General features: G+C 34.8%; 22 protein-coding genes. 13 read left to right on the forward strand and 9 right to left on the reverse strand.

What is annotated here, in order from left to right; genetic code table 11:
* The first annotated feature begins 15 nt into the window (after nucleotides 1-15).
* From ACJJVI_RS10730 to ACJJVI_RS10755, 6 genes are all read left to right on the forward strand, one after another.
* Nucleotides 16-927: a geranylgeranylglycerol-phosphate geranylgeranyltransferase gene (locus ACJJVI_RS10730; protein WP_405351893.1), complete on the forward strand. Its 912-nt coding sequence runs from the start codon at nucleotides 16-18 to the stop codon at nucleotides 925-927.
* 2 nt (nucleotides 928-929) lie between these two features.
* Nucleotides 930-1,511 (forward strand): Maf family nucleotide pyrophosphatase, encoded by a 582-nt coding sequence (locus ACJJVI_RS10735; RefSeq protein ID WP_042272391.1) that lies wholly within the window; start codon nucleotides 930-932, stop codon nucleotides 1,509-1,511.
* Nucleotide 1,512: 1 nt separating this feature from the next.
* A complete protein-coding gene (locus ACJJVI_RS10740; RefSeq protein ID WP_042272394.1) occupies nucleotides 1,513-1,722 on the forward strand; it encodes a hypothetical protein in 210 nt (69 codons plus the stop codon).
* Nucleotides 1,723-1,845: 123 nt separating this feature from the next.
* Nucleotides 1,846-2,580, forward strand: a complete 735-nt coding sequence (locus ACJJVI_RS10745) for an SDR family oxidoreductase (protein ID WP_405351895.1) — start codon at nucleotides 1,846-1,848, stop codon at nucleotides 2,578-2,580.
* A gap of 20 nt (nucleotides 2,581-2,600) precedes the next feature.
* The gene (locus ACJJVI_RS10750; RefSeq protein WP_397299582.1) at nucleotides 2,601-3,005 is read left to right on the forward strand and encodes a DoxX family membrane protein; all 405 of its coding nucleotides are present in this window, start codon (nucleotides 2,601-2,603) and stop codon (nucleotides 3,003-3,005) included.
* 27 nt (nucleotides 3,006-3,032) lie between these two features.
* Nucleotides 3,033-3,875, forward strand: coding sequence for a hypothetical protein (locus ACJJVI_RS10755; RefSeq protein ID WP_405351897.1), 843 nt, complete (start codon nucleotides 3,033-3,035; stop codon nucleotides 3,873-3,875).
* A gap of 88 nt (nucleotides 3,876-3,963) precedes the next feature.
* On the opposite strand, the gene ACJJVI_RS10760 is transcribed toward ACJJVI_RS10755, so the two are convergent.
* On the reverse strand, nucleotides 3,964-4,383 hold the full coding sequence (locus tag ACJJVI_RS10760; protein ID WP_036579237.1) for a nucleoside-diphosphate kinase: 420 nt from the start codon (nucleotides 4,381-4,383) through the stop codon (nucleotides 3,964-3,966).
* Nucleotides 4,384-4,541: 158 nt separating this feature from the next.
* Between ACJJVI_RS10760 and ACJJVI_RS10765 the strand changes: the two genes are divergently transcribed.
* From ACJJVI_RS10765 to ACJJVI_RS10775, 3 genes are all read left to right on the forward strand, one after another.
* The gene (locus ACJJVI_RS10765; protein WP_405351899.1) at nucleotides 4,542-5,567 is read left to right on the forward strand and encodes a bifunctional oligoribonuclease/PAP phosphatase NrnA; all 1,026 of its coding nucleotides are present in this window, start codon (nucleotides 4,542-4,544) and stop codon (nucleotides 5,565-5,567) included.
* A complete protein-coding gene (gene gldI, locus ACJJVI_RS10770; protein WP_405351901.1) occupies nucleotides 5,536-6,096 on the forward strand; it encodes a gliding motility-associated peptidyl-prolyl isomerase GldI in 561 nt (186 codons plus the stop codon). The genes ACJJVI_RS10765 and gldI overlap by 32 nt, the downstream gene beginning before the upstream one ends.
* A gap of 117 nt (nucleotides 6,097-6,213) precedes the next feature.
* Complete coding sequence (locus ACJJVI_RS10775) at nucleotides 6,214-7,371, forward strand: peptidylprolyl isomerase (protein WP_036579244.1); 1,158 nt, start codon at nucleotides 6,214-6,216, stop codon at nucleotides 7,369-7,371.
* 66 nt (nucleotides 7,372-7,437) lie between these two features.
* Here ACJJVI_RS10775 and hisS read toward each other — a convergent pair whose 3' ends face one another.
* Nucleotides 7,438-8,808: a histidine--tRNA ligase gene (gene hisS / locus ACJJVI_RS10780; protein WP_036579246.1), complete on the reverse strand. Its 1,371-nt coding sequence runs from the start codon at nucleotides 8,806-8,808 to the stop codon at nucleotides 7,438-7,440.
* A 125-nt stretch (nucleotides 8,809-8,933) separates the two neighbouring features.
* Between hisS and ACJJVI_RS10785 the strand changes: the two genes are divergently transcribed.
* A complete protein-coding gene (locus ACJJVI_RS10785) occupies nucleotides 8,934-10,175 on the forward strand; it encodes an ABC transporter permease (protein WP_036579249.1) in 1,242 nt (413 codons plus the stop codon).
* Nucleotides 10,168-10,698, forward strand: coding sequence for a methylated-DNA--[protein]-cysteine S-methyltransferase (locus ACJJVI_RS10790; protein WP_348021138.1), 531 nt, complete (start codon nucleotides 10,168-10,170; stop codon nucleotides 10,696-10,698). The genes ACJJVI_RS10785 and ACJJVI_RS10790 overlap by 8 nt, the downstream gene beginning before the upstream one ends.
* On the opposite strand, the gene ACJJVI_RS10795 is transcribed toward ACJJVI_RS10790, so the two are convergent.
* From ACJJVI_RS10795 to rpsF, 4 genes are all read right to left on the reverse strand, one after another.
* Nucleotides 10,695-11,189: a DUF6495 family protein gene (locus ACJJVI_RS10795; RefSeq protein WP_036579254.1), complete on the reverse strand. Its 495-nt coding sequence runs from the start codon at nucleotides 11,187-11,189 to the stop codon at nucleotides 10,695-10,697. The two genes, ACJJVI_RS10790 and ACJJVI_RS10795, sit on opposite strands and share 4 nt — an antisense overlap.
* A 64-nt stretch (nucleotides 11,190-11,253) precedes the next feature.
* Nucleotides 11,254-11,706: a 50S ribosomal protein L9 gene (gene rplI, locus ACJJVI_RS10800; protein WP_036579256.1), complete on the reverse strand. Its 453-nt coding sequence runs from the start codon at nucleotides 11,704-11,706 to the stop codon at nucleotides 11,254-11,256.
* 15 nt (nucleotides 11,707-11,721) lie between these two features.
* Nucleotides 11,722-12,018, reverse strand: coding sequence for a 30S ribosomal protein S18 (rpsR, locus tag ACJJVI_RS10805; RefSeq protein WP_036579259.1), 297 nt, complete (start codon nucleotides 12,016-12,018; stop codon nucleotides 11,722-11,724).
* A gap of 3 nt (nucleotides 12,019-12,021) precedes the next feature.
* Entirely contained in the window at nucleotides 12,022-12,366 is a 345-nt protein-coding gene (gene rpsF / locus ACJJVI_RS10810) for a 30S ribosomal protein S6 (RefSeq protein ID WP_036579261.1), read from the reverse strand.
* A 204-nt stretch (nucleotides 12,367-12,570) separates the two neighbouring features.
* On the opposite strand from rpsF, the gene ACJJVI_RS10815 reads away from it, so the two are divergent.
* Both ACJJVI_RS10815 and ACJJVI_RS10820 read left to right on the forward strand, forming a co-directional pair.
* The gene (locus ACJJVI_RS10815; RefSeq protein WP_036579265.1) at nucleotides 12,571-13,275 is read left to right on the forward strand and encodes a LytTR family DNA-binding domain-containing protein; all 705 of its coding nucleotides are present in this window, start codon (nucleotides 12,571-12,573) and stop codon (nucleotides 13,273-13,275) included.
* A gap of 179 nt (nucleotides 13,276-13,454) precedes the next feature.
* Entirely contained in the window at nucleotides 13,455-14,711 is a 1,257-nt protein-coding gene (locus ACJJVI_RS10820; protein ID WP_348021137.1) for a hypothetical protein, read from the forward strand.
* A 53-nt stretch (nucleotides 14,712-14,764) separates the two neighbouring features.
* Here the strand turns inward: ACJJVI_RS10820 and ACJJVI_RS10825 are convergent, their stop codons facing one another.
* From ACJJVI_RS10825 to ACJJVI_RS10835, 3 genes are read right to left on the reverse strand one after another with little or no spacing between them, the layout of a single operon-like run.
* Nucleotides 14,765-16,216: a polysaccharide biosynthesis C-terminal domain-containing protein gene (locus tag ACJJVI_RS10825; RefSeq protein ID WP_405351905.1), complete on the reverse strand. Its 1,452-nt coding sequence runs from the start codon at nucleotides 16,214-16,216 to the stop codon at nucleotides 14,765-14,767.
* Nucleotides 16,207-17,502, reverse strand: a complete 1,296-nt coding sequence (locus tag ACJJVI_RS10830) for a glycosyl transferase family 1 (protein WP_405351907.1) — start codon at nucleotides 17,500-17,502, stop codon at nucleotides 16,207-16,209. Before ACJJVI_RS10830 ends, ACJJVI_RS10825 begins: the two co-directional genes overlap by 10 nt.
* Nucleotides 17,503-19,971, reverse strand: a complete 2,469-nt coding sequence (locus ACJJVI_RS10835) for a YfhO family protein (RefSeq protein ID WP_405351908.1) — start codon at nucleotides 19,969-19,971, stop codon at nucleotides 17,503-17,505.
* Nucleotides 19,972-19,996 lie beyond the last annotated feature (25 nt).

The following is a 19,996-nucleotide window of genomic DNA, read 5'->3' on the forward strand; positions in this document are numbered from 1 at the left end:
ACTATTATAATGACAATGCTTACATTTCTTAAATTAATTCGCTGGCCTAATGTTTTGATGACCATACTTACACAATTGGTCATCGTTTATGCTATTTTAAATCCGTCTGGTGTTGATCTCGCTTTAAACTGGTGGCAACTTACATTACTTATTCTATCGACCGCATTATTAACCGCTGGTGGTAATGTTATTAATGATATACAAGATGTAGAAATCGATAAAGTCAATAAACCTGAAAAAGTTCTAGTAGGCAAAGTAATTAGCGAGAATAATGCGTTTACCATCTATGGTGTATTAACGATTATAGCGGTTATTGCTGGTTTTGTTCTTTCAAACAGTCTTGATAAACCTATCATGGCCACTGTTTTTGTTTTTATAGCCTTTGTACTTTACATCTATGCAACTACCTTAAAAAGTATGTTATTGTTAGGCAACCTGTTGATTTCAATATTAGTGGGATTAGTGATTATGATTACTGGAATCTTTGAATTATATCCAGTGATAACACCGGTAAATCAAAGTGCGCAACAAGTCATGTTAAAGATATTATTTGATTTTGCCACTGGTGCATTTTTAATAAATCTAGCTCGTGAATGGGTAAAAGATTGCGAGGATATTAATGGAGATCATTCTGGTGGTAGAAATACGCTAGCGATTGCCATAGGCAGAATAAGAGCTGCACGAGTTGTAAGTATTTTTCTATTAGGCGTGATAGCCTTATTTGTGTGGTACATCTATAATTACCTTTATCAAAATCAAATAGCACTATTCTACTTTGTATTTATCATTATTGCACCACTTATGTATGTGATGTTAAGGCTATGGAGTTCTGAAAAAACAGCTCAATTCACACTGTTGAGTATGATTCTTAAAATCGTATTATTTGCCGGAATATGCTCTATGGCAGTCATCTCCCTAACTGTATAACTATGCTTCAAGAAAAATTTAAGAATACCGAAATCATTCTAGCGTCGCAATCACCTAGAAGACAAGAGCTTTTAAAAGGACTAGACATCAATTTCAAGATTGAGACCAGACCAGTAAATGAAGTATATTCTAATGATTTAAAAGGTGCACAAATCACTGATTACCTATCAGTTCTTAAAGCTGATGCCTTCATAAATGATTTAAAGGATGATCAACTATTAATTACAAGTGATACGATTGTTTGGTTCAATGATGCACCGCTGGAAAAACCTAAAAATGATCAGCATGCTATCGACATGATTACTTCAATGAGTGGTCAAGTTCATGAAGTTTTTACCTCAGTTTGTTTTACCTCTACTACTCAACAAACCGTAATTAACGATTGTACTAAAGTGCATTTTGCAAATTTAACTGCTGCAGAGATTGAATATTACGTAAAAACATACCGACCAATGGATAAAGCCGGTGCATACGGTATTCAGGACTGGTTAGGCTATGCAGCGGTTACCAGGCTTGAAGGCTGCTATTACAATGTAATGGGATTACCATTGCCTAAGGTGTATGGGTTTTTGAAGAGTTTATAAAATGAAAAAAGTCATTCTATTAATCATCATTCTATCCATTGCGTTGGGGACACTTTTTTACTTCTCACGTATTTCCTTTCAAATAGATGCCTTTAATTTTAAAGTATGGGCCAGTGAGCTATTATTTTATCTAGTAGTAGGAGCTATTAGTGGCTTTATCTCGTTAAGGCATGGCAAACGATGGAGCCGGAAAAAAGATGAAAGTCAATAATTAATTACACAAACTTGATGTGATTACGCTTTCGCGAAAGCAAACTTAAACTTTCTAAAAAGTTAAAATGCTATACGATTACTAAACGATTGTTTAGTTTTATAGTTCATAAATACAAGAATTATGAAACTAAAAAACAAATCCATAATCGTAACAGGTTCCTCCAAAGGAATAGGTAAGGAAATTGCTCTTCTACTCGCTCAAAACGGTGCAGAATTAGTCGTGAACTATCATTCAAATAAGGATGCCGCAGATCGGACAGTTAAAGAAATCCTTAACTTAGGTGGTAAAGCCATTGCTGTTCAAGCAGATGTAAGTGTTAAAGCAGATTTTACTAGATTATTTGACACTGCGATAAAGGCTTATGGTAAAGTAGACGTTCTTATTAATAATGCTGGTATTATGATTAACAAGCATGTTAAAGATTATACAGAAGATGATTTTCAAGCTATTATGAATGTCAACCTTAAAGGTGTTTTTAACGGGCTACAAGAAGCTGATGAAAAATTAGCAGATCACGGAAACATCATTAATTTCTCTTCGAGCACTGTAAAAATGATGTTGCCTACTTATGGGTTATACTCTGCCTCTAAAGCAGCTGTAGAGCAACTAACTAGAGTGTTTTCAAAAGAAATAGGTCGTGGAATTTCAGTAAACTCCATTGCGCCAGGTCCTACAGAAACGGAACTTTTTTTAGAGGGAAAATCAGAAGAATTTATAGAAAAACTAAAAGGTATGTCTGCATTTGATAGAATCGCAGACCCTATAGACATCGCAAAGGTGGTATTATTTCTCGCTAGTGATGATTCAAAATGGATATCTGGTCAGGTCATACTAGCAAACGGAGCTGTCGTTTAATAATCAATAAAATTATAATTATGAAAGATAAAAACCTTACCTATCTATTAATGCGTCTTATAATAGGTATAAGTATGCTGGGTCATGGATTAGTACGTTTACCTAAGATTGTAGCATTTAGCAACGGTATGGTGGCAAAATTCAGTGAATCTATGATCCCATCCTTTTTAGTAGAACCCTTTGGTTATGTTCTGACAATAGCAGAATTTTTACTAGGTGTTTTATTAGTAATTGGATTGTTTACTAGACAAGCACTAACCGGTAGCATCATTACGATGATGTTATTAGTCTTAGGAAGCACGATGGTTGAAAACTGGTCTGTGATTAACTCACAACTTATTCATGCAGCCGTTTTTGCATTTCTTTTATGGCACATCAATTATAATAATTGGTCGCTAGACACCATAATTAAAAATAAAAAGTAAACTTCTCTAACTTATATTAAGAATAAAATGAAAAAACTTTTAGCCATAGCTTTTATCGCCAGTTTGATAACTACCAGCTGCAAAGAACAGATGGAAACCAATGTTTCTACAAACGATCAGAAACCTGACTTAGAAACAGATGTTCAATTTGCAAATCAAGCTCATCAATTAGTTTATGATATGGTGCAAAATGTGGGCAACTATAATCAACTGTTAGAAAAACAAAACGTTATTTACACGTATACTTACCAAACGCCTGATGGTAAGACAGACCAGTCAACAGAAATGTATCAATTTGAAGGCGAGCTTTCTTATGGTGCCTATCAAAAACATGAACGTACTTTCCCTGATTTAACTGGAACTATTGTACAAGGATATGATGGAACCAATTACTGGCTCAATCATAACAACCATAACATTCTAGATGAACAAAAATTAAAAAGGGTTGCTTTTAATAGGCCTACAAATTATTACTGGTTCACCATGATGCCTAAATTATTAGATCCTGGTGTAAATTATGATTATATAAAGGAAGAGTCTATAGGTGATAATACCTATGATATCATAAAAGTATCATTTGAATCAACAGATAATTCACTTAAGGATATTTATCAATTGTATATCAATCGCGATACAAAATTAGTTGACCAATTTTTGTTTACCGTTGCAGACTTCAATAAAATGGAACCTTCATTGATGCAAATGGAATATGAAAATATTGATGGATTATTAATACCTACAAAACGAAAATATAAAGCATCCGACTGGCAAGGAACGGTAACAGATGCTCCTTGGATATATGTTAATTGGACAGATATAAAATTCAATAATGATATAAACAACCAAGACTTTCAGAACAAAGCCATCTAGTTCAAATCTTTATAAACAAAAAAATCCACCTATCGGTGGATTTTTTTTCTAGAGACCAGCCCTAGATAATATGATAAATGTCTTCTAATTAAAACATCTCACGACCAGAGAAATGGAACGCGCCTTCTATAGCAGCATTCTCATCGCTATCACTACCGTGAACAGCATTTTCTCCCATACTAGTTGCATATAACTGACGGATTGTACCTTCTGCAGCATCTGCTGGGTTAGTAGCACCTATAAGCGTACGGAAATCTGCAACTGCGTTTTCTTTTTCAAGAATAGCAGCAACGATAGGTCCGCGAGTCATAAATTCAACTAACTCACCAAAGAACGGACGCTCGTTATGCACAGCATAAAAAGACTCAGCATCTGCCTTAGTCATTTGAGTTTTCTTCAACGCTACGATTCTAAAACCGCTTGCTGTGATTTTTTCAAGTATAGCACCGATGTGTCCGTTTTCAACGCCATCAGGCTTAATCATTGTAAATGTTCTATTAGTTGCCATCTTTATTTTTTTAAATAGGCTGCAAAAGTACTATTAAAAGTCGCAGTGGCAATACAATAGCCTTTAGTTTTTTAAGGACTGCTTGCTTAAACTACAATCCATTGCATTTCCAGCCCGCTACACTCCTATTTCAATGACTATGGATTACTTTTGTAATTATGAACACAGCACAAATTCAAGAGCTCAAAAATCACTTGAGCACACCTCAAAAAATTGTAATCGTACCACATCGTAATCCAGACGGTGACGCCATAGGATCTACCACTGCTTTATATGGTTACTTGAAGCAATTAGGCCACAATTGTACTATTATCTCACCTAACGATTATCCAGACTTTTTAAAATGGATGCCATTTACAGATGAGATTATGGTTTATGAAAAACAAAAGACTGTAGCCGATTCATTAATTCAGGACGCAGACTTTATTTTTATACTAGATCAAAATGCTTTTCATAGAGCTGGTGATATGGAAACCATACTTACTGCCACTGACACGACTTATGTAATGATTGATCATCACCAGCAACCAGATGATTTTGCAACATATATGTATAGCGACACATCTATGAGTTCTACTTGCGAGATGATTTATCATTTCATAGATATGATGGGACATACAGACCTTATTACGGTAGACATGGCTTCTTCAATGTACACCGGTATTATCACAGATACTGGTAATTTTAAATACCGATCCACTACCAGTGCAACATTAAGAGTCGCAGCTCATTTAAAAGATAAAGGTGCAGACAGCGAGGCGATTAATCGTAATATATATGATGTAAATACGCCATCGCGTATGAAATTACTAGGTGTAGCGCTTAATAATTTACAGATATTACCAGAGTTTAAAACAGCCTACATCACTCTAACACAGCAAGAGCTTAACGATAATAATTTTAAAAAAGGTGACACAGAAGGTTTTGTAAACTATGGATTAAGTTTAAAAGGTATCGTGTTTGCTCTTATTTTTATAGAGAATAAAGACGACGGAATTATAAAAATTTCTTTACGATCTAAAAGTGATTTTGACGTTAATCTATTAGCAAGAGAACACTTTCACGGTGGTGGTCATAAAAATGCAGCTGGTGGGCGTTCAGACCTAGATATGAAAGCTACAGAGCGAAAATTAATTAGTATATTGCCTTCTTATGAAAAAGCACTTAGCGATACCATTATTTAAAGCTATACTATTACTATTTGTACTAGTTACCTATAGTTGTAAAACACCAGAACCTCGTAAACCTATAAGTCGTACTACCAGTTCTACTACAGAATTATCTATCGAAAACAATAAACAAATATATGCTGCCGAAGAAGCCGCCATTGAAAAAGTTATTGCCGGATTAGATCAAAAGTTTGAGCGCTCAACTTATGGATTCTATTACTCCTTTACTCATAAGGATAGTCTAAAAGGAAAAACTCCTGCTTTTGGTGATCGTGTTACTTTTGAATACAATGTTATAGCGCTTAATGGTGATACGATTTATAGTAAAGATGAACTTTCACCTATTACTAAAAGTATGGAGCAAGAATATGGGATCTTCCGCGGTATGCGTGATGCTTTAAAATTGATGCAAACCGGTGAAGAAGCTACCTTTTATTTTCCATCATACACAGGTTACGGATATTATGGTGATCAAAACCGTATAGGAACTAATGTACCTTTTAAAAGTGATGTCAAATTACTAGGTATTAATATAGAAGAATAATTCTTATCATTGCGATTGGTATATGATATTCGCTTTCGCGAAAGCGTAATTATCAGTAACAAAACAAGTTTCAAACTAGAATTTAAAATAACAACCCAATTATTAAAAATTAGAATAATGAAAAAAGTACACGGATTACTTTTATTACTAGCTGTCATTCTTACAGCAGCATCTTGCGAGGATAAATATGCAGATGCTCCAGATGGAATTTATGCCGAAATAGTTACCGATAAAGGAACTATGCTTGCTGAATTATATTATGAGGCTGCACCGTTGACTGTTGCAAATTATGTAGCCCTTGCAGAAGGAAACCATCCACAATTAGGCGTGGATAGCCTTAAAGGAAAACCTTATTATGATGGATTATTGTTTCATAGGGTAATGAAGGATTTTATGATTCAAGGTGGTGATTATACAGGCACTGGATCAGGGAACGTAGGTTATAAATTTGATCAAGAAATTGTTGACACCTTAAACCATAATGCAAAAGGTATTCTTTCTATGGCAAATGCTGGTCCCAATACTAATGGAACTCAATTCTTTATCATGCATAAGGAAACTCCATTCTTAAACGGTAAGTATAATGTTTTTGGAAAAGTGGTAGAAGGCCTTGCTGTTATCGATTCTATTGCTGCAGTACCAGTGAATGCTCAAGCAAATAACAGACCTATTGACGATGTTAAAATGCAAACTATTCGCATTATTAGAAAAGGTAAAGCTGCAAAAAAATGGGATGCTGTTGAAGTTTTCAAAACAGTTCAAGAAGACAAAGCTATGGCTGCACAAGAGGCCGCAGAACTTTTACAAAAAAGAATGGCACAAGCGCCAGAGATGCAAGCTAAAAAAGCTGCACAATTAAAAGAATGGAAGGCTAAAGCAACTAAACTTAAAGATAGTGATGTATTAGTTTATAAAATTTCTGAAGGTAGTGGCGTTCAACCAGCGATGGGATCTGAAGTTTTCATAGATTATAGCGGCTTCTTTATGGATGGTAAACTTTTTGACACTAGTGATGTAGAAATTGCTCAGACTTATGGAAACTATAATGAGCGTAAAGATCAAGCTGGAGCTTATCAAGAAATACCTGTTAAATATGATCCTGCAACACCTATGGGTGCTGTAGGTTTTAAATATGCTTATTTAACGATGAACTATGGTGATAAGATTGTGGCTTTTGTACCATCTGATCTAGGATATGGTGAGCGTGGTGCTGGAAATGTAATTCCACCTAATACTGAGCTTATTTTTGAAATGGAAATCTTACCACAAGATTAATTTCCTAAGTTAAATGAAAATAAAAAAGCGCCCGATGGGCGCTTTTTTTATACGTTTATTTTTAAATTATTTAAACTTTTCAATAACGGCTTCTGGTTGTAACAATTCTTGCTCACCAGTTTCCATATTTTTTAAAAGTAAAGCTCCTGCAGCCATTTCATCTTCACCTAGTAATATGACATAAGGAATCTGGTTACGATCAGCATACTTCATTTGTTTATTAGTTTTGGTAGCTTCAGGATATAACTCTGTTTTGATACCGTTATCACGGAAACGGAATACTAAATCCATAGCATGCGCTGCTTCTTTATCTCCAAAATTTATGAATAACACGTCAACTCCAGCTCTTACAGAATCTGGGAATAACCCTAACTCTTCAATCACTAGATAAATACGATCTAATCCAAAACTAATCCCAACACCGCTCACATTCTTTAAGCCAAACATACTAGTAAGATCATCATATCGACCACCACCACCTATACTACCCATCTTCACTCCTTCTGGAGCAGCTACTTCAAAAATACAACCTGTATAATAATTAAGTCCACGAGCAAGAGTGATATCTAGATCTAAGGTTGCCGATTTTAAGCCTAATTTCACAACTTTATGATTAATAAATTCAAGCTCTTCAATACCCTTTAATCCTATTTCAGATTCTGATAATAGAGATCTCATTACCTGAAGTTTTGTCGCAAAGTCACCTTGAAGACTAAAAACAGGATTAAGCTTTTCAATGGCTGTTTCAGAAATACCTTTTTGTACCATTTCTTCTTTAACCTTATCTGCCCCTATTTTATCTAGTTTATCCAGTGCTACGGTAAAATCGATCAGTTGATCTTCTGCACCTATCATTTGAGCAATACCTGCCAGTATTTTTCTATTATTAATCTTTATAGTGCAGCCATCTAATTTTAAATCTGAAAATACAGCGTCATATAATTTGACTAGCTCAACTTCTTGCAATAAAGAATCGCTTCCTACCACATCGGCATCACATTGATAAAATTCCTGAAAACGACCATGCTGTGGTCGATCTGCTCGCCATACCGGTTGGATTTGATAACGCTTAAATGGGAAAGCAATATCATTTTGATGTTGTACGACATATCTAGCAAATGGTACCGTTAAATCATAACGTAAAGCACGTTTACTGATTTGTGGTGAAACTTTATATTCATTTTTAGATTGTAGGTCTTGATCATTTACTTTACTCAAGTACTGACCATTATTCAAAATTTTAAAAATGAGACGATCACCTTCTTCACCATATTTACCTAGTAGAGTATCACTATTCTCAAAACTAGGTGTTTCAATAGGCATAAAACCATAATGCTCAAAATGATGCTTAATGGTATTCATAACATATTGACGTCGCTGTACTTCAACAGGACTGAAATCTCTAGTTCCTTTAGGTATAGAAGGTTTTTGTGCCATAACTTTATTTAAAGATGCAAATATAAACACATCAATCAGGCTAGACTTCATAATTATATTTTAAAGTAATGGGATTTACTTTCTAGAACTTGTAACATTGTGTAGAAAAATGAGTCTAACAACGTATGGCAGGATTATTAAGGCAAAATATCAATATTGCACAGCAAAGTATTAAGGGACAATTCTTGAGAACTGCTCTTACTGTTATAATTATAGCTATAGGAATTACGGCACTAGTTGGTATTTTAAGCTCAGTACGTGCTTTAGAAAGCACTATCGGTGGTGGCTTTTCTGGTATAGGTGCTAATACCTTTAGCATGCAACGCTATCCCTTCACCATGCAGCGTCGTGGTGGTGGTGAACGTGTAAAAGTAAATCCAATCATTAGTTACCGCGAGGTGAAAGATTTTGAAAATCAATGGGACTACCCATTTTCTCAAGTAGGAGTATCTTTTCAGGCCACGTCACAAGCCGAAGTTAAAAGTGAAGATCGCAAAACAAAACCTAAGGTTATCATCTCTGGTGTTAATGCAAACTATGTTGAGAATGCGGGATTAACAATTAATGAAGGTCGTGGATTTTCAAGTTTTGACATAAAGAATAATGCCCGTGTTTGTATTATAGGAAGTGATATGGAAGATGAACTCTTTCAAGGTCTTAATCCTATAGGACAGGTTTTAAGTATAAGAGGTAATAAGTTTACAGTTGTAGGTTTACTTGAGGAAAAAGGTTCCACGTTTGGAAACAATATAGATTTGAGAGTATTAATTCCCATAGATGTTGCACGTAGTATATACACTAGTCCTAATATCAATTATGATTTAAGTGTGAAAGTTAAAGATGATCAATTTATGGAAGGAGCTAAAGATCGTGCTGTTGTCCTTTTCCGTAATATTAGAGGTCTTGCACCAGTAGAGGAGAACAACTTTGGTGTGATTCAAAGTGATCAATTACTAGGTGCCGCAAATGAGATAAAAGTAGCCCTATATGCTGCAGGATTTATTATTAGTATCATTACAATCTTTGGAAGCTCTATAGCGTTGATGAATATCATGCTTGTATCAGTTACAGAACGTACTCGAGAAATAGGTGTACGAAAAGCTTTGGGCGCAAAGCGTTCTACCATATCGTGGCAATTTTTTATAGAAACCATGCTCATCAGTCAGTATGGAAGTATTTTGGGTATATTATTCGGTATCCTTATAGGATATGCCGTTTCAAATTATCTGGAAGTTGAATTTATGATGCCATGGACACCAGTGATTTGGGCCACGATTATTTCTATTATTATAGCCATTTTCTCTGGTGTAATCCCTGCAATTAAAGCTGCTCGATTAGATCCTATTGAGGCTTTAAGGCATGAATAAAATATTTATAAAGCCTTACCAATCTCATCTAGGTAATGTATTAATAGGTATTTATGATCATCAACTTTGCTTATTAGACTGGCAATATCGCAAACAACGCGTGGCTATTGACCACCGAGTTACCAAGTATTTAGATGCTTCTTATATTTTTGAAGATCATCCACTTCACCAAAGGGTTATTGAGCAACTACAAGAATACTTTTGTAAAAAACGTAAACAATTTGAAATTCCTCTACTATTAACCGGAAGCGCATTTCAACAAACAGTCTGGAATGAGTTAATGAAAATTCCATATGGGCACACAATTTCATATTTAACGCTTTCGCGAAAGCTAAACCATGAAAAAGCTATTAGAGCAGTAGCTAGTGCAAATGGTGCAAATGCCTTATCTATACTCATACCATGTCATCGAGTGATTGCGTCTAATGGTGAATTAACAGGTTATGCAGGTGGATTAACTGTAAAGAAAAAGCTCCTACAAATTGAAGGAGCTTTAAATAGAGGACAATTAAATTTATTCTAGAATCCGTTTTTTTCTTTTCCTAGTTCCATTAAATCATCAAAGTAGTTGAAAAGATCACCTTTTGTGATTACCGCTCCTTGTTCAATCAACTTAAATTTATCGCCGTTAGGATCATCACTATATTTTTTTACTGCTGTGAATAACTTTACAGTGTCGTCCATCAAATTCTTCTGTAACCAGGCATAACCTTCCTTGGTAGTTATATCGATCAGCTCATCACCTACCATTACAGATATTAAAGAAATTTCTTTTTCTTGTAAATGAAATAAATTCATGGTTTGAGGTGAGATATGTTCCAAGTACTGAGCTTTAGTAAGTACTCCTTCCCATACCAAATCAGAGAAGACATCGAGTTCTTGCTCTGCAACTTCTGGTTTATTATTTTTTATTTCATCCCATTCTCCAGCTGTGATGGTTTGTGTCGCTAGAAAATTGATGAATTCTGGATGTAATTCTTCTAATTGTTCTTTTGTTAACCTTCTATACTTCATAATATGATGTAAAAAAGCCGCTCCAGTAAAGGAACGGCTTAGTTATTATTCTAAATTGAAATGACTAGTTCTTAGCACCAACTACGTCAAAACTAAAAGCAGTTGTTACCTCTCTGTGGAAACGTAAAGTTGCTTCATACTGACCTAGACGCTTGATGTTTCCACCAGCTACAGTAATAAATTTCTTATCTAATTCAACACCTTGCTTAGCAAGTGCATCTGCAAGATCTTGTGTAGTTACAGATCCAAAAAGCTTATCACCGTCACCAGTTTTGGCGGCGATTTTAACATCAAGACCGTTTAACTTATCAGACTGCTCTTGAGCAAGTTTAATATTGTTTGCTTCTTTATGAGCACGTTGCTTGATGGTTTCAGCTAATTGTTTCTTAGCACCAGGTGTAGCCATAATAGCCATACCGTTAGGAATTAAGAAGTTACGACCATATCCAGGCTTAACAGTTACTACATCGTCAGTAAAACCTAAATGTTCTACGTCTTTCTTTAATATAAGTTCCATATCGTTAATCTGGTTTTATTTTAATAAATCACCTACGTAAGGCATGATAGCGATGTGACGCGCACGCTTAACAGCTACAGCCACTTTACGTTGATATTTTAATGAAGTACCTGTTAAACGACGTGGTAACAATTTACCTTGTTCGTTAACAAAGCCCATTAAGAAATCAGGATCTTTATAGTCTATGTATTTAATACCGCTACGCTTAAAACGACAGTATTTTTTTCTTTGTTGAGTTTCAATTTTTAAAGGAGATAAGTAACGGATGTCACCATCTTTTTTTCCTTTAGCTTGTTGTTGTAAAGTTGCCATCGGTTACGCTTTAGCTTTGTTAGACATTCTATCTCTTCTTTTACCAGCCCACTCGATAGCATACTTATCAAGTTTTACAGTAAGATAACGCATTACACGTTCATCACGACGGAATTCAACTTCAAAGTCGTTGATTACCTCACCTGGTACTTCAAATTGGAAAAGTGTGTAAAAACCACTCTTCTTGTTTTCGATTGTGTAAGCTAGTTTTTTCAAGCCCCAATCTTCTTTGGCTACCATTTTTGCACCACGTGTAGTAAGGAAATTTTCAAACTTCTTTACTGCTTCCTTTACCTGATCATCAGATAAAACGGGATTCAAAATGAAAACAGTTTCGTATTGATTCATAATATATTGTTTAAAACGGTTGCAAAAATACTCCTTTTCTTTTGTTCTCGCAACACTTTTAAACCATAGAGATAAAATAATTCAGCACAACATATTTGCATATAAATTCGATGAAAAACAAAATAAAATCGTTTAAACAACAGATTTATTTGCATTACATCAGTTAAAGTGTTAACATTGTCACGTTAATATAACACTTAAACGATGAACAACACTATTTTAAACTGTTATGTAGTTGATGACTCAAGTATTCAACGCCTTGCTATAGTGAAGATGATTGAGAATCATCCTAATTTAAAATTAATTGGTGAATTTAGTAATGCTATTGAAACTAAAGCGGCTATTAAGGATCAAAAAGTAGATCTTATCTTCTTAGATGTAGAGATGCCTATACTTACTGGTTTTGATTTACTAGATGATATTACAGAAAAACCAGGCGTTATTTTTGTAACCGGTCAGACGAAATATGCTTTTAAAGCTTTTGACTATGCCGCGATAGATTATTTACAAAAGCCTATTAAGAAAGATCGTTTTCTTTATGCTGTAGAAAGAGCATTACTTGCGCACAAGTTACGTACAGAAATGATTGAAGATCGTGGAGAATTTATTTTTGTTAAAAGTAATCTGAAGAAACGTAAAGTCTACCTTAAAGAATTAAAATATATTCAAGCGTTAGGTGATTATGTAAAACTAATAACCGAAGATGATAGCCTAGTTGTTTTATCTACAATGAAAAGTTTTGAAAACGAACTTCCCTCAGATGAGTTCTTACGTATTCATAAGTCATACATTGTTAATTTACGTAAAATAGAAAAGTTTAATTCTAAAGCAGTTGAATTGGGTAGTGAAGTGTTACCATTAAGTAGAAATCGTAAATCAGAATTAATCGATGCCTTATCTCAATTTTAAAATAATAGAACCCTAATATCCCCTAATTAAGTAAGGTCACTAGAAATAGTGACCTTTTTTATTTATAATTATTACTTCATATTTAAAGGAGTAACTATAACGATTTCGGTTTTTGGCACGCTGATTGTAATTACATAATCAAGTACGACATTGAAGTCTACTTATAATACCCAGTAATTATGAAAAAGCTATCTACCCTACTATTAGTATTCTTGATGGGAATCGGGATAAGCTATGCAACCACAATTGAAGATGATCGTTATCAAGGATATGATAACAGTTTTATATTCAATGAAGGTGGAATTGAATTTGCAGTTTTTCCTGATGGTCAATTTGACTTTAATTATCTTAATGATGGTCCTCAATTTGGAGCCGTTATCAATACTCCTAACGTAAGTATATCATTTAATACAGGATATGACTATGATGCTTATGTACAATATGATACATATGGAGCTGTTATTCAAATAGAAAACACTCCTATCTATTATGATAGTTATGGTCGCATTATTCAAGCAGGAGACGTTTTTATAAATTATCGCAATGGTTATGTAAACCGTGTTGGAAACCTACGTGTTTATTATAATAGACCTGGAATAATTTTAAGGACCAGCGGATACATCAATAGGTTTAATAGACATTATGTTTATCAACCATGGCATGGTTACTATGGAATCCCATTAGTGAACAATTGTATTGTATGGAATAATCCTTATCGTCTATACTATAATCCTTATAGATATGGATGGAGCTATCACCGTACAAACTGGAACAGACCTAACTATTATAACGGTCGATTTACAAGAGCTAATGTTAGACGTTCTTTCCATAGACCTAACGATAGAGTAACTTATCGTAATTTTGAAAGAGGTCGTAGAAATAACAATGGTCGTGCGATAGCTACTACAGATGCTAGAAGAGATCGTGAGGCAATTACTAGAGGTCGTAGAACTATTACCAGAAGTGATAACCGTGTTGCTAATAATAGTCGTAACAGTCAGGCTAGATCAACCAGGCGTAGTGATAATAATGTAACATCTAGTAGAAGTAATAGAAGTTCAAGAGCGACTACTACAACGACAAGATCACCACAAGTAGCTAGAAATAGTAGAACATCGAGAAGAGCAACTACAGCAACGACAACTCGTAGTAATAGAACGAGCGCACCTGCAATTTCTAATCGCAGTAGTAGATCGACACCAGCAGTCTCTAATTCTAGAACAAGTAGAAGGTCTACGCCTGCAGTAAGTAGTTCATCTAGAACTAACAGAAGCACTAGTACTGTTTCTGGTTCTTCCAGAAGTTCAAGGTCTAATACGGCTACTTCAAGAAATAGTTCAGCGAGAGTAAATACTAGAGCTACCAATTCTAGCAGTCGTAAAGCTACAACAACTAGAAAACGTTCAACTTCAACGAGAAGATCTGGAAGAAGTTAATATTATATTTGATAAAGCATTAAAAAGCCAACTCAATAAAGAGTTGGCTTTTTTTATAGTAGATATTTAGCAAGCAATCCATTTATTTCATCAGATAATTTTAGTTTCCTGACAATCAAAATATAAGATATGGTAAGTAGAACGCTCTTTAAAAATATATTAGCCACAGGATGCCAATTAAAATCCCAGAAATAAAATATCCCGATAAATATTAAGATTAATAAAATCGAATGGCTAGTTCTAGCAGTCCAAGGATGTATATTTAATTTATGATATACATATAACGCTTTTGCGAAAGCGTAGGAAACATAAGCTATACATGTCGAAATAGCTGCTCCCATCAACCCATAAAGTGGGATCAACCACATATTAAGTACTATAGCCAAAACCGCTAGCAATAAACCTAACCATAAAGTCACACGATATAAATCAGAATTATATAGTATGGCATTATTGCTACCTAAAAGACTTTCTGAAAATTTAACAACAGCAATCAACATTACGACTGGTATTCCCACGCGATATTCTGGACGCATCAACTCGTAAAATTCATTAACATTACACACAATAATAATTACTAAAAATCCAGCTATAATACTTAGGTTAAGTGAGCTGCGCTTGTAAAGATGCTCTACCTCTACCATCTCACCTCGATTAAAGTGGCCAGCCGTTAAAGGATGCATAATTTGAGCCATACCACGCGCAGGGACAGCAATTACAGTAGCGATAAAAACAGCGACATTGTACCAGGATATATTATCTATTATAAGATAATCATTAATCATAAATTTATCTAGATCTAGCAGTGCTGTACCTACAGAACCTGCGACAATCATTAATAATGAATAATTAACTAAATCCTTACTAGCTTTAATTCTACCCAACTGCCATTGCGGTGTGTATGTTTTCAAAGCAACCATTTTCATTATAAAAGCCCTTAATCCATATATTAAAACAAGACTATATATAAATTGTACCTGCGTAATACTGTCCAGTGCTAGTAATATTAACATTATAGTAGCACCAAACCGATAAAAGACTTCCTTTAAAAAATTCCCGCCTATGGTTTTCATGTGAACCTTAGTCCAAGCATAAAATATTTCAAAATAGGCTTGAAAAACTGCTATGATAGCAATAGACCACACATAATCACTCGTTATTTGATTGCGATTTGCGATATACAATCGGATAGGATCATAAAAAATATAGATGAGGATAAATACTGGAATAATAACAATAAGTGGCCATAATAACATTTGGGTTAAAAAAGAATCACGTTCTTTCTTATCATCATATCTAGAATAGAATTTCACAATAGTGTTATGAATACCAAAAGACATTAAAGGAAATAATAAAAAAGCTGTCGATAATATATAGCCCCATAACCCATAATATTCATCATCTAGATAAGTCGTTGCTAGTAGCAATACATTAAGCGCACCTAATACAAACCCAGCCGCAGTAATAGCAAGATTCCATCCAGATTGTTTAATAACTATTCCCATGTATAGGCGATCGTTTTAGCTAGTGTCTTTGAAAGGTTTTCTCTTTTATAGCTGGTAATGTTATCATTCAATTGACCTTCATTATTACCATTCTTATATAACTTATATTTTTCAAGAATATAATTTTTAAGATTTTGCTTTTCAAGATAATTAAAATATTGACCAGAGTGCGTGTGTTGAATAAGGTTTTCGATATCGGCATCTTTTGGTCCTATCGCTATAATGGGTCTTGCACTGGCAAAATACTCAAAAATCTTACCTGGTATAATCGCTTTAGTATCATGGCTATCAATTTCAATTAACAATAAACATTGTGAGTTGAACATGACCTCTACAGCCTCTTGATGAGAAAGGTAACCTAACTGTTTTAAATTCGTGCCTAGACCATATTCCTTAATGGAACCTATAATCTCATCACTTACATTACCAGCTAATTGCAATTGAAAAACAGCCTTAAAACTAGCATCATCATTACACAAATCTGCAAGAACTTCCCATAAAACTAAAGGATTACGGTCTGATAATAATGTACCTACATGTGATAGTGTAAAAGCACCATCAGGTTGACGTGTCGTTGAAGCTGTTGTTATATCAAACCCATTAGTAATTACCTGGATAGGTGTACTAGATTTAGACGCAAATTCTCTTCCAGTATGCGGACTGGTAACAATTATCATATCCGCACTATCTAAAACCTCTTGCTCTAATCTTTCATGCTTTTTTTGAGCTCTCGTTCCTATTTTTAAATGTTTATGATAGCCTATTGTTGTCCATGGATCCCTAAAGTCTGCCAGCCATTTAAAACCTGTATATTTTTTCTTAAGTTCTAATCCTACTAAATGAATTGAATGTGGAGGACCAGTCGTAATAATTGTTGGATTTTTATGTGCTAATAGGTAAGGATGTATCCCTTTAAGAACTCTAGACTTCCATCCTACTCGAGCATCTGGCACAAATAAATTACCTCTCATCCATATCATTGCGCGTTGTAAAGGTCCAGCATTCTTAGGTAGTATACCTTTTTGTAGATTTTTAGTTCGCTTTCGCGAAAGCGAACTCGCCAGACGACTAGGCTCATTAATAGGAACTTTAATAATACTAATATGATCAGGTACTTCTGCTATTAGTGATTCATCAACCACTGGATAATCTGCATTATCTGGTACGACTACCGTTACATCAAAATTATGTCGACCTAGGTATGTAGCAAATTTTAACCAACGTTGAACACCAGGACCACCAGCTGGTGGCCAGTAATAAGCTATAATAAGAACAGGATTTTTCATTTAAGAATTTTTCTTAAACGTATAGAATAACCCACCTAAAATGATAAGCAACAACATAATATTACTTCCTAGCATGATATTGCTTCCTGTTTTAACAACCTGAGGCTCAAAACTCATAACAATTTCATGTGATCCCGCAGGTACTTTAATACCACGTAGGGTATAATTAACTCTAGCAATAGGTGTTTCTGACCCATCAATAGTTGCTTTCCAGCCATAAGGATAAAACATCTCACTAAAAACAGCTAATGCTTCTTGAGTATTACTACTTCTATAGACCAATCGTTGCGTATCATAATCTACTAATTGTATGCTGGCTGTAGAATCTGCATGTGTGGTCGTAAGATCCAGTAATTCTTTTTGACTTTGCTGTATAACCGCAAGTTGATTTCCATTAAGTTCAGAAAGTCCTGTTATCTCTTCATTATCGCTAGATACCGTTTTTAAGGAATCGACGAACCAAGCATTACCCATCGCCATAGGATTTTCTTTAGCAACATAGCCTGTTTCTTCTGTATCGATGACATAACGTACGTTGAACATACTTAAAATTTCAATATTTTCACGACCTATAGGAGCTATTCCATTATCATCAAAAAGATAAAATTCAGATAATTCTTGAATACGTCTAGGCTTTGCTCCATGATAACCACCTATAGATTTATGAAAATAAGGTGCTCTACCTGAGTTAAACGGATTAAGCAATAAGTCATAAACACGATAATGGTCACCAGCTTGTGCGTCTTTCATAGCGATATCATCTGCAGGAGTTTTGCGATGTGCATTGTCATATTCACTAGCTGTTACATAATCATCACTGTTGACATAGTTCATATCAAAGCTCACTAAGTCAAATAGAATAACGACTCCAGCAATTACTAAAACTAGATTTTCTGATAGTTTCTTTTTAAGCAATAAGAATAAAGCACCAGCGATTACTCCTACAATTAACAAAGATCGTAATGCATCTGCTCGCATAACTTCAAATCGATCATCTCGTAACGCATCTACAAAACCGATTCCTAATTGATCACTATCCATATAATACTGATCCATAGCACTGGCAAAATCAAATAATTGACCACCTAAAGTGATTAAAATTAATAGAAAACCACCGACAATTATACCAGCATATTTTAGGGCTTTTGCTTTTGTCTCTTCGGTATTCTTTTCATTGAAATACTGCCAAAGTCCTATTGCAGCCAATATGGGAACGCACAATTCAATTAAAACCTGGATAGATGTAACGGCACGGAATTTATTATACAACGGTACAACCTCAATGAAAAAACTAGTAATCCAATCTGCGTTTTTACCATAAGATAATAGCAAGGCAAGAATAATCACAGAACTAGTCCACCATCTTAATCTACCCTTAATTAAAAACAATCCTAGCACTGCAAGAAATACTACACCTATCCCTAAGTAAGGTGGTGCTTCAACAATTATTTGATCACCCCAATATAAAGGTACATTGTCGTTTACAAAACGCACCACGTCTGCTTTAGGTAAGCCTTGATCTGTGAGATACTTTACCGTATTAGAATCCTCATCTGGTCTTGCACTACTACCACCACCAGCAAATCTAGGGACTAATAAATTTAAGCTCTCGCTAAGTCCATAGCTGTATTGCGTGATATAATCATAATCTAGACCTGATTGTGGAATTACTTCTTCGCCTTGAGCATTGATGGAAAGATCAGATTTACCACGAGTACTTTCTTTTGAATACTCGCTAGTTGCCATAAGGTTTCCAGCATTAGTTCCTAAAGCTAATAGGACAGCAGCCACCATGATACCTATAGACTTAAAATAATGTGGCACCATATTTTTACGAATTGCATCGATTAGATATGCGATACCTAAAATCAAAACAGCTAATAATAAATAGTAAGTCATCTGTGGATGATTAGCCTGTAGTTCTAGTGCCATAGCTAGTGCAGTCACGATAAACCCTAATAAATATCGTTTCTGAAAGACTAATATAATTCCACTGAGTACAAGTGGGAAATAAGCAATGGCATGAGCTTTGGCATTGTGCCCTACACCTAAAATAATTATGAGATAAGTTGAAAAACCAAAGGCTAATGCACCTAACAAACCTATCTTCCAATTCACACGCATGACAAGCATGAGCATATAAAAAGAAAAGAAATACAGAAATAGGTAATCTGCCGGACGAGGTAAAAATCTTAAAGCACGATCTAATCCATCTATAAAATCATAAGGATATCTTGCTCCTAACTGATATGTAGGCATTCCTCCAAAGACGGAATCCGTCCAATACAATTCCTCACCAGTAGCAGCGCGATGCTCTATAAGTTGTCTGGCGTTACCTTTATATTGAACAATATCATTTTGGTATAGTTTTTTACCGCTTAACACTGGATTAAAATAAGCTAATGCAGCAATAACCAATACGGCTAGAACAGCCAGATGTGGTACTAATTTCTTAAAATTAAAAGTCATGAAGTCGTCTAGGTGGATGAAAGTT

This window comes from Nonlabens sp. Asnod3-H03 (genome assembly GCF_045063665.1).
In the GTDB taxonomy this organism is placed as follows: domain Bacteria; phylum Bacteroidota; class Bacteroidia; order Flavobacteriales; family Flavobacteriaceae; genus Nonlabens; species Nonlabens ulvanivorans.

Excerpts from the sequence above, each read along its gene's own strand:
- ACJJVI_RS10730 (WP_405351893.1), top strand. The coding sequence starts at position 16 with ATGCTTACATTTCTTAAATTAATTCGCTGGCCTAATGTTTTGATGACC.
- ACJJVI_RS10735 (WP_042272391.1), top strand. The coding sequence starts at position 930 with ATGCTTCAAGAAAAATTTAAGAATACCGAAATCATTCTAGCGTCGCAA.
- ACJJVI_RS10740 (WP_042272394.1), top strand. The coding sequence starts at position 1,513 with ATGAAAAAAGTCATTCTATTAATCATCATTCTATCCATTGCGTTGGGG.
- ACJJVI_RS10745 (WP_405351895.1), top strand. The coding sequence starts at position 1,846 with ATGAAACTAAAAAACAAATCCATAATCGTAACAGGTTCCTCCAAAGGA.
- ACJJVI_RS10750 (WP_397299582.1), top strand. The coding sequence starts at position 2,601 with ATGAAAGATAAAAACCTTACCTATCTATTAATGCGTCTTATAATAGGT.
- ACJJVI_RS10755 (WP_405351897.1), top strand. The coding sequence starts at position 3,033 with ATGAAAAAACTTTTAGCCATAGCTTTTATCGCCAGTTTGATAACTACC.
- ACJJVI_RS10760 (WP_036579237.1), bottom strand. The coding sequence starts at position 4,383 with ATGGCAACTAATAGAACATTTACAATGATTAAGCCTGATGGCGTTGAA.
- ACJJVI_RS10765 (WP_405351899.1), top strand. The coding sequence starts at position 4,542 with ATGAACACAGCACAAATTCAAGAGCTCAAAAATCACTTGAGCACACCT.
- gldI (WP_405351901.1), top strand. The coding sequence starts at position 5,536 with ATGAAAAAGCACTTAGCGATACCATTATTTAAAGCTATACTATTACTA.
- ACJJVI_RS10775 (WP_036579244.1), top strand. The coding sequence starts at position 6,214 with ATGAAAAAAGTACACGGATTACTTTTATTACTAGCTGTCATTCTTACA.
- hisS (WP_036579246.1), bottom strand. The coding sequence starts at position 8,808 with ATGGCACAAAAACCTTCTATACCTAAAGGAACTAGAGATTTCAGTCCT.
- ACJJVI_RS10785 (WP_036579249.1), top strand. The coding sequence starts at position 8,934 with ATGGCAGGATTATTAAGGCAAAATATCAATATTGCACAGCAAAGTATT.
- ACJJVI_RS10790 (WP_348021138.1), top strand. The coding sequence starts at position 10,168 with ATGAATAAAATATTTATAAAGCCTTACCAATCTCATCTAGGTAATGTA.
- ACJJVI_RS10795 (WP_036579254.1), bottom strand. The coding sequence starts at position 11,189 with ATGAAGTATAGAAGGTTAACAAAAGAACAATTAGAAGAATTACATCCA.
- rplI (WP_036579256.1), bottom strand. The coding sequence starts at position 11,706 with ATGGAACTTATATTAAAGAAAGACGTAGAACATTTAGGTTTTACTGAC.
- rpsR (WP_036579259.1), bottom strand. The coding sequence starts at position 12,018 with ATGGCAACTTTACAACAACAAGCTAAAGGAAAAAAAGATGGTGACATC.
- rpsF (WP_036579261.1), bottom strand. The coding sequence starts at position 12,366 with ATGAATCAATACGAAACTGTTTTCATTTTGAATCCCGTTTTATCTGAT.
- ACJJVI_RS10815 (WP_036579265.1), top strand. The coding sequence starts at position 12,571 with ATGAACAACACTATTTTAAACTGTTATGTAGTTGATGACTCAAGTATT.
- ACJJVI_RS10820 (WP_348021137.1), top strand. The coding sequence starts at position 13,455 with ATGAAAAAGCTATCTACCCTACTATTAGTATTCTTGATGGGAATCGGG.
- ACJJVI_RS10825 (WP_405351905.1), bottom strand. The coding sequence starts at position 16,216 with ATGGGAATAGTTATTAAACAATCTGGATGGAATCTTGCTATTACTGCG.
- ACJJVI_RS10830 (WP_405351907.1), bottom strand. The coding sequence starts at position 17,502 with ATGAAAAATCCTGTTCTTATTATAGCTTATTACTGGCCACCAGCTGGT.
- ACJJVI_RS10835 (WP_405351908.1), bottom strand. The coding sequence starts at position 19,971 with ATGACTTTTAATTTTAAGAAATTAGTACCACATCTGGCTGTTCTAGCC.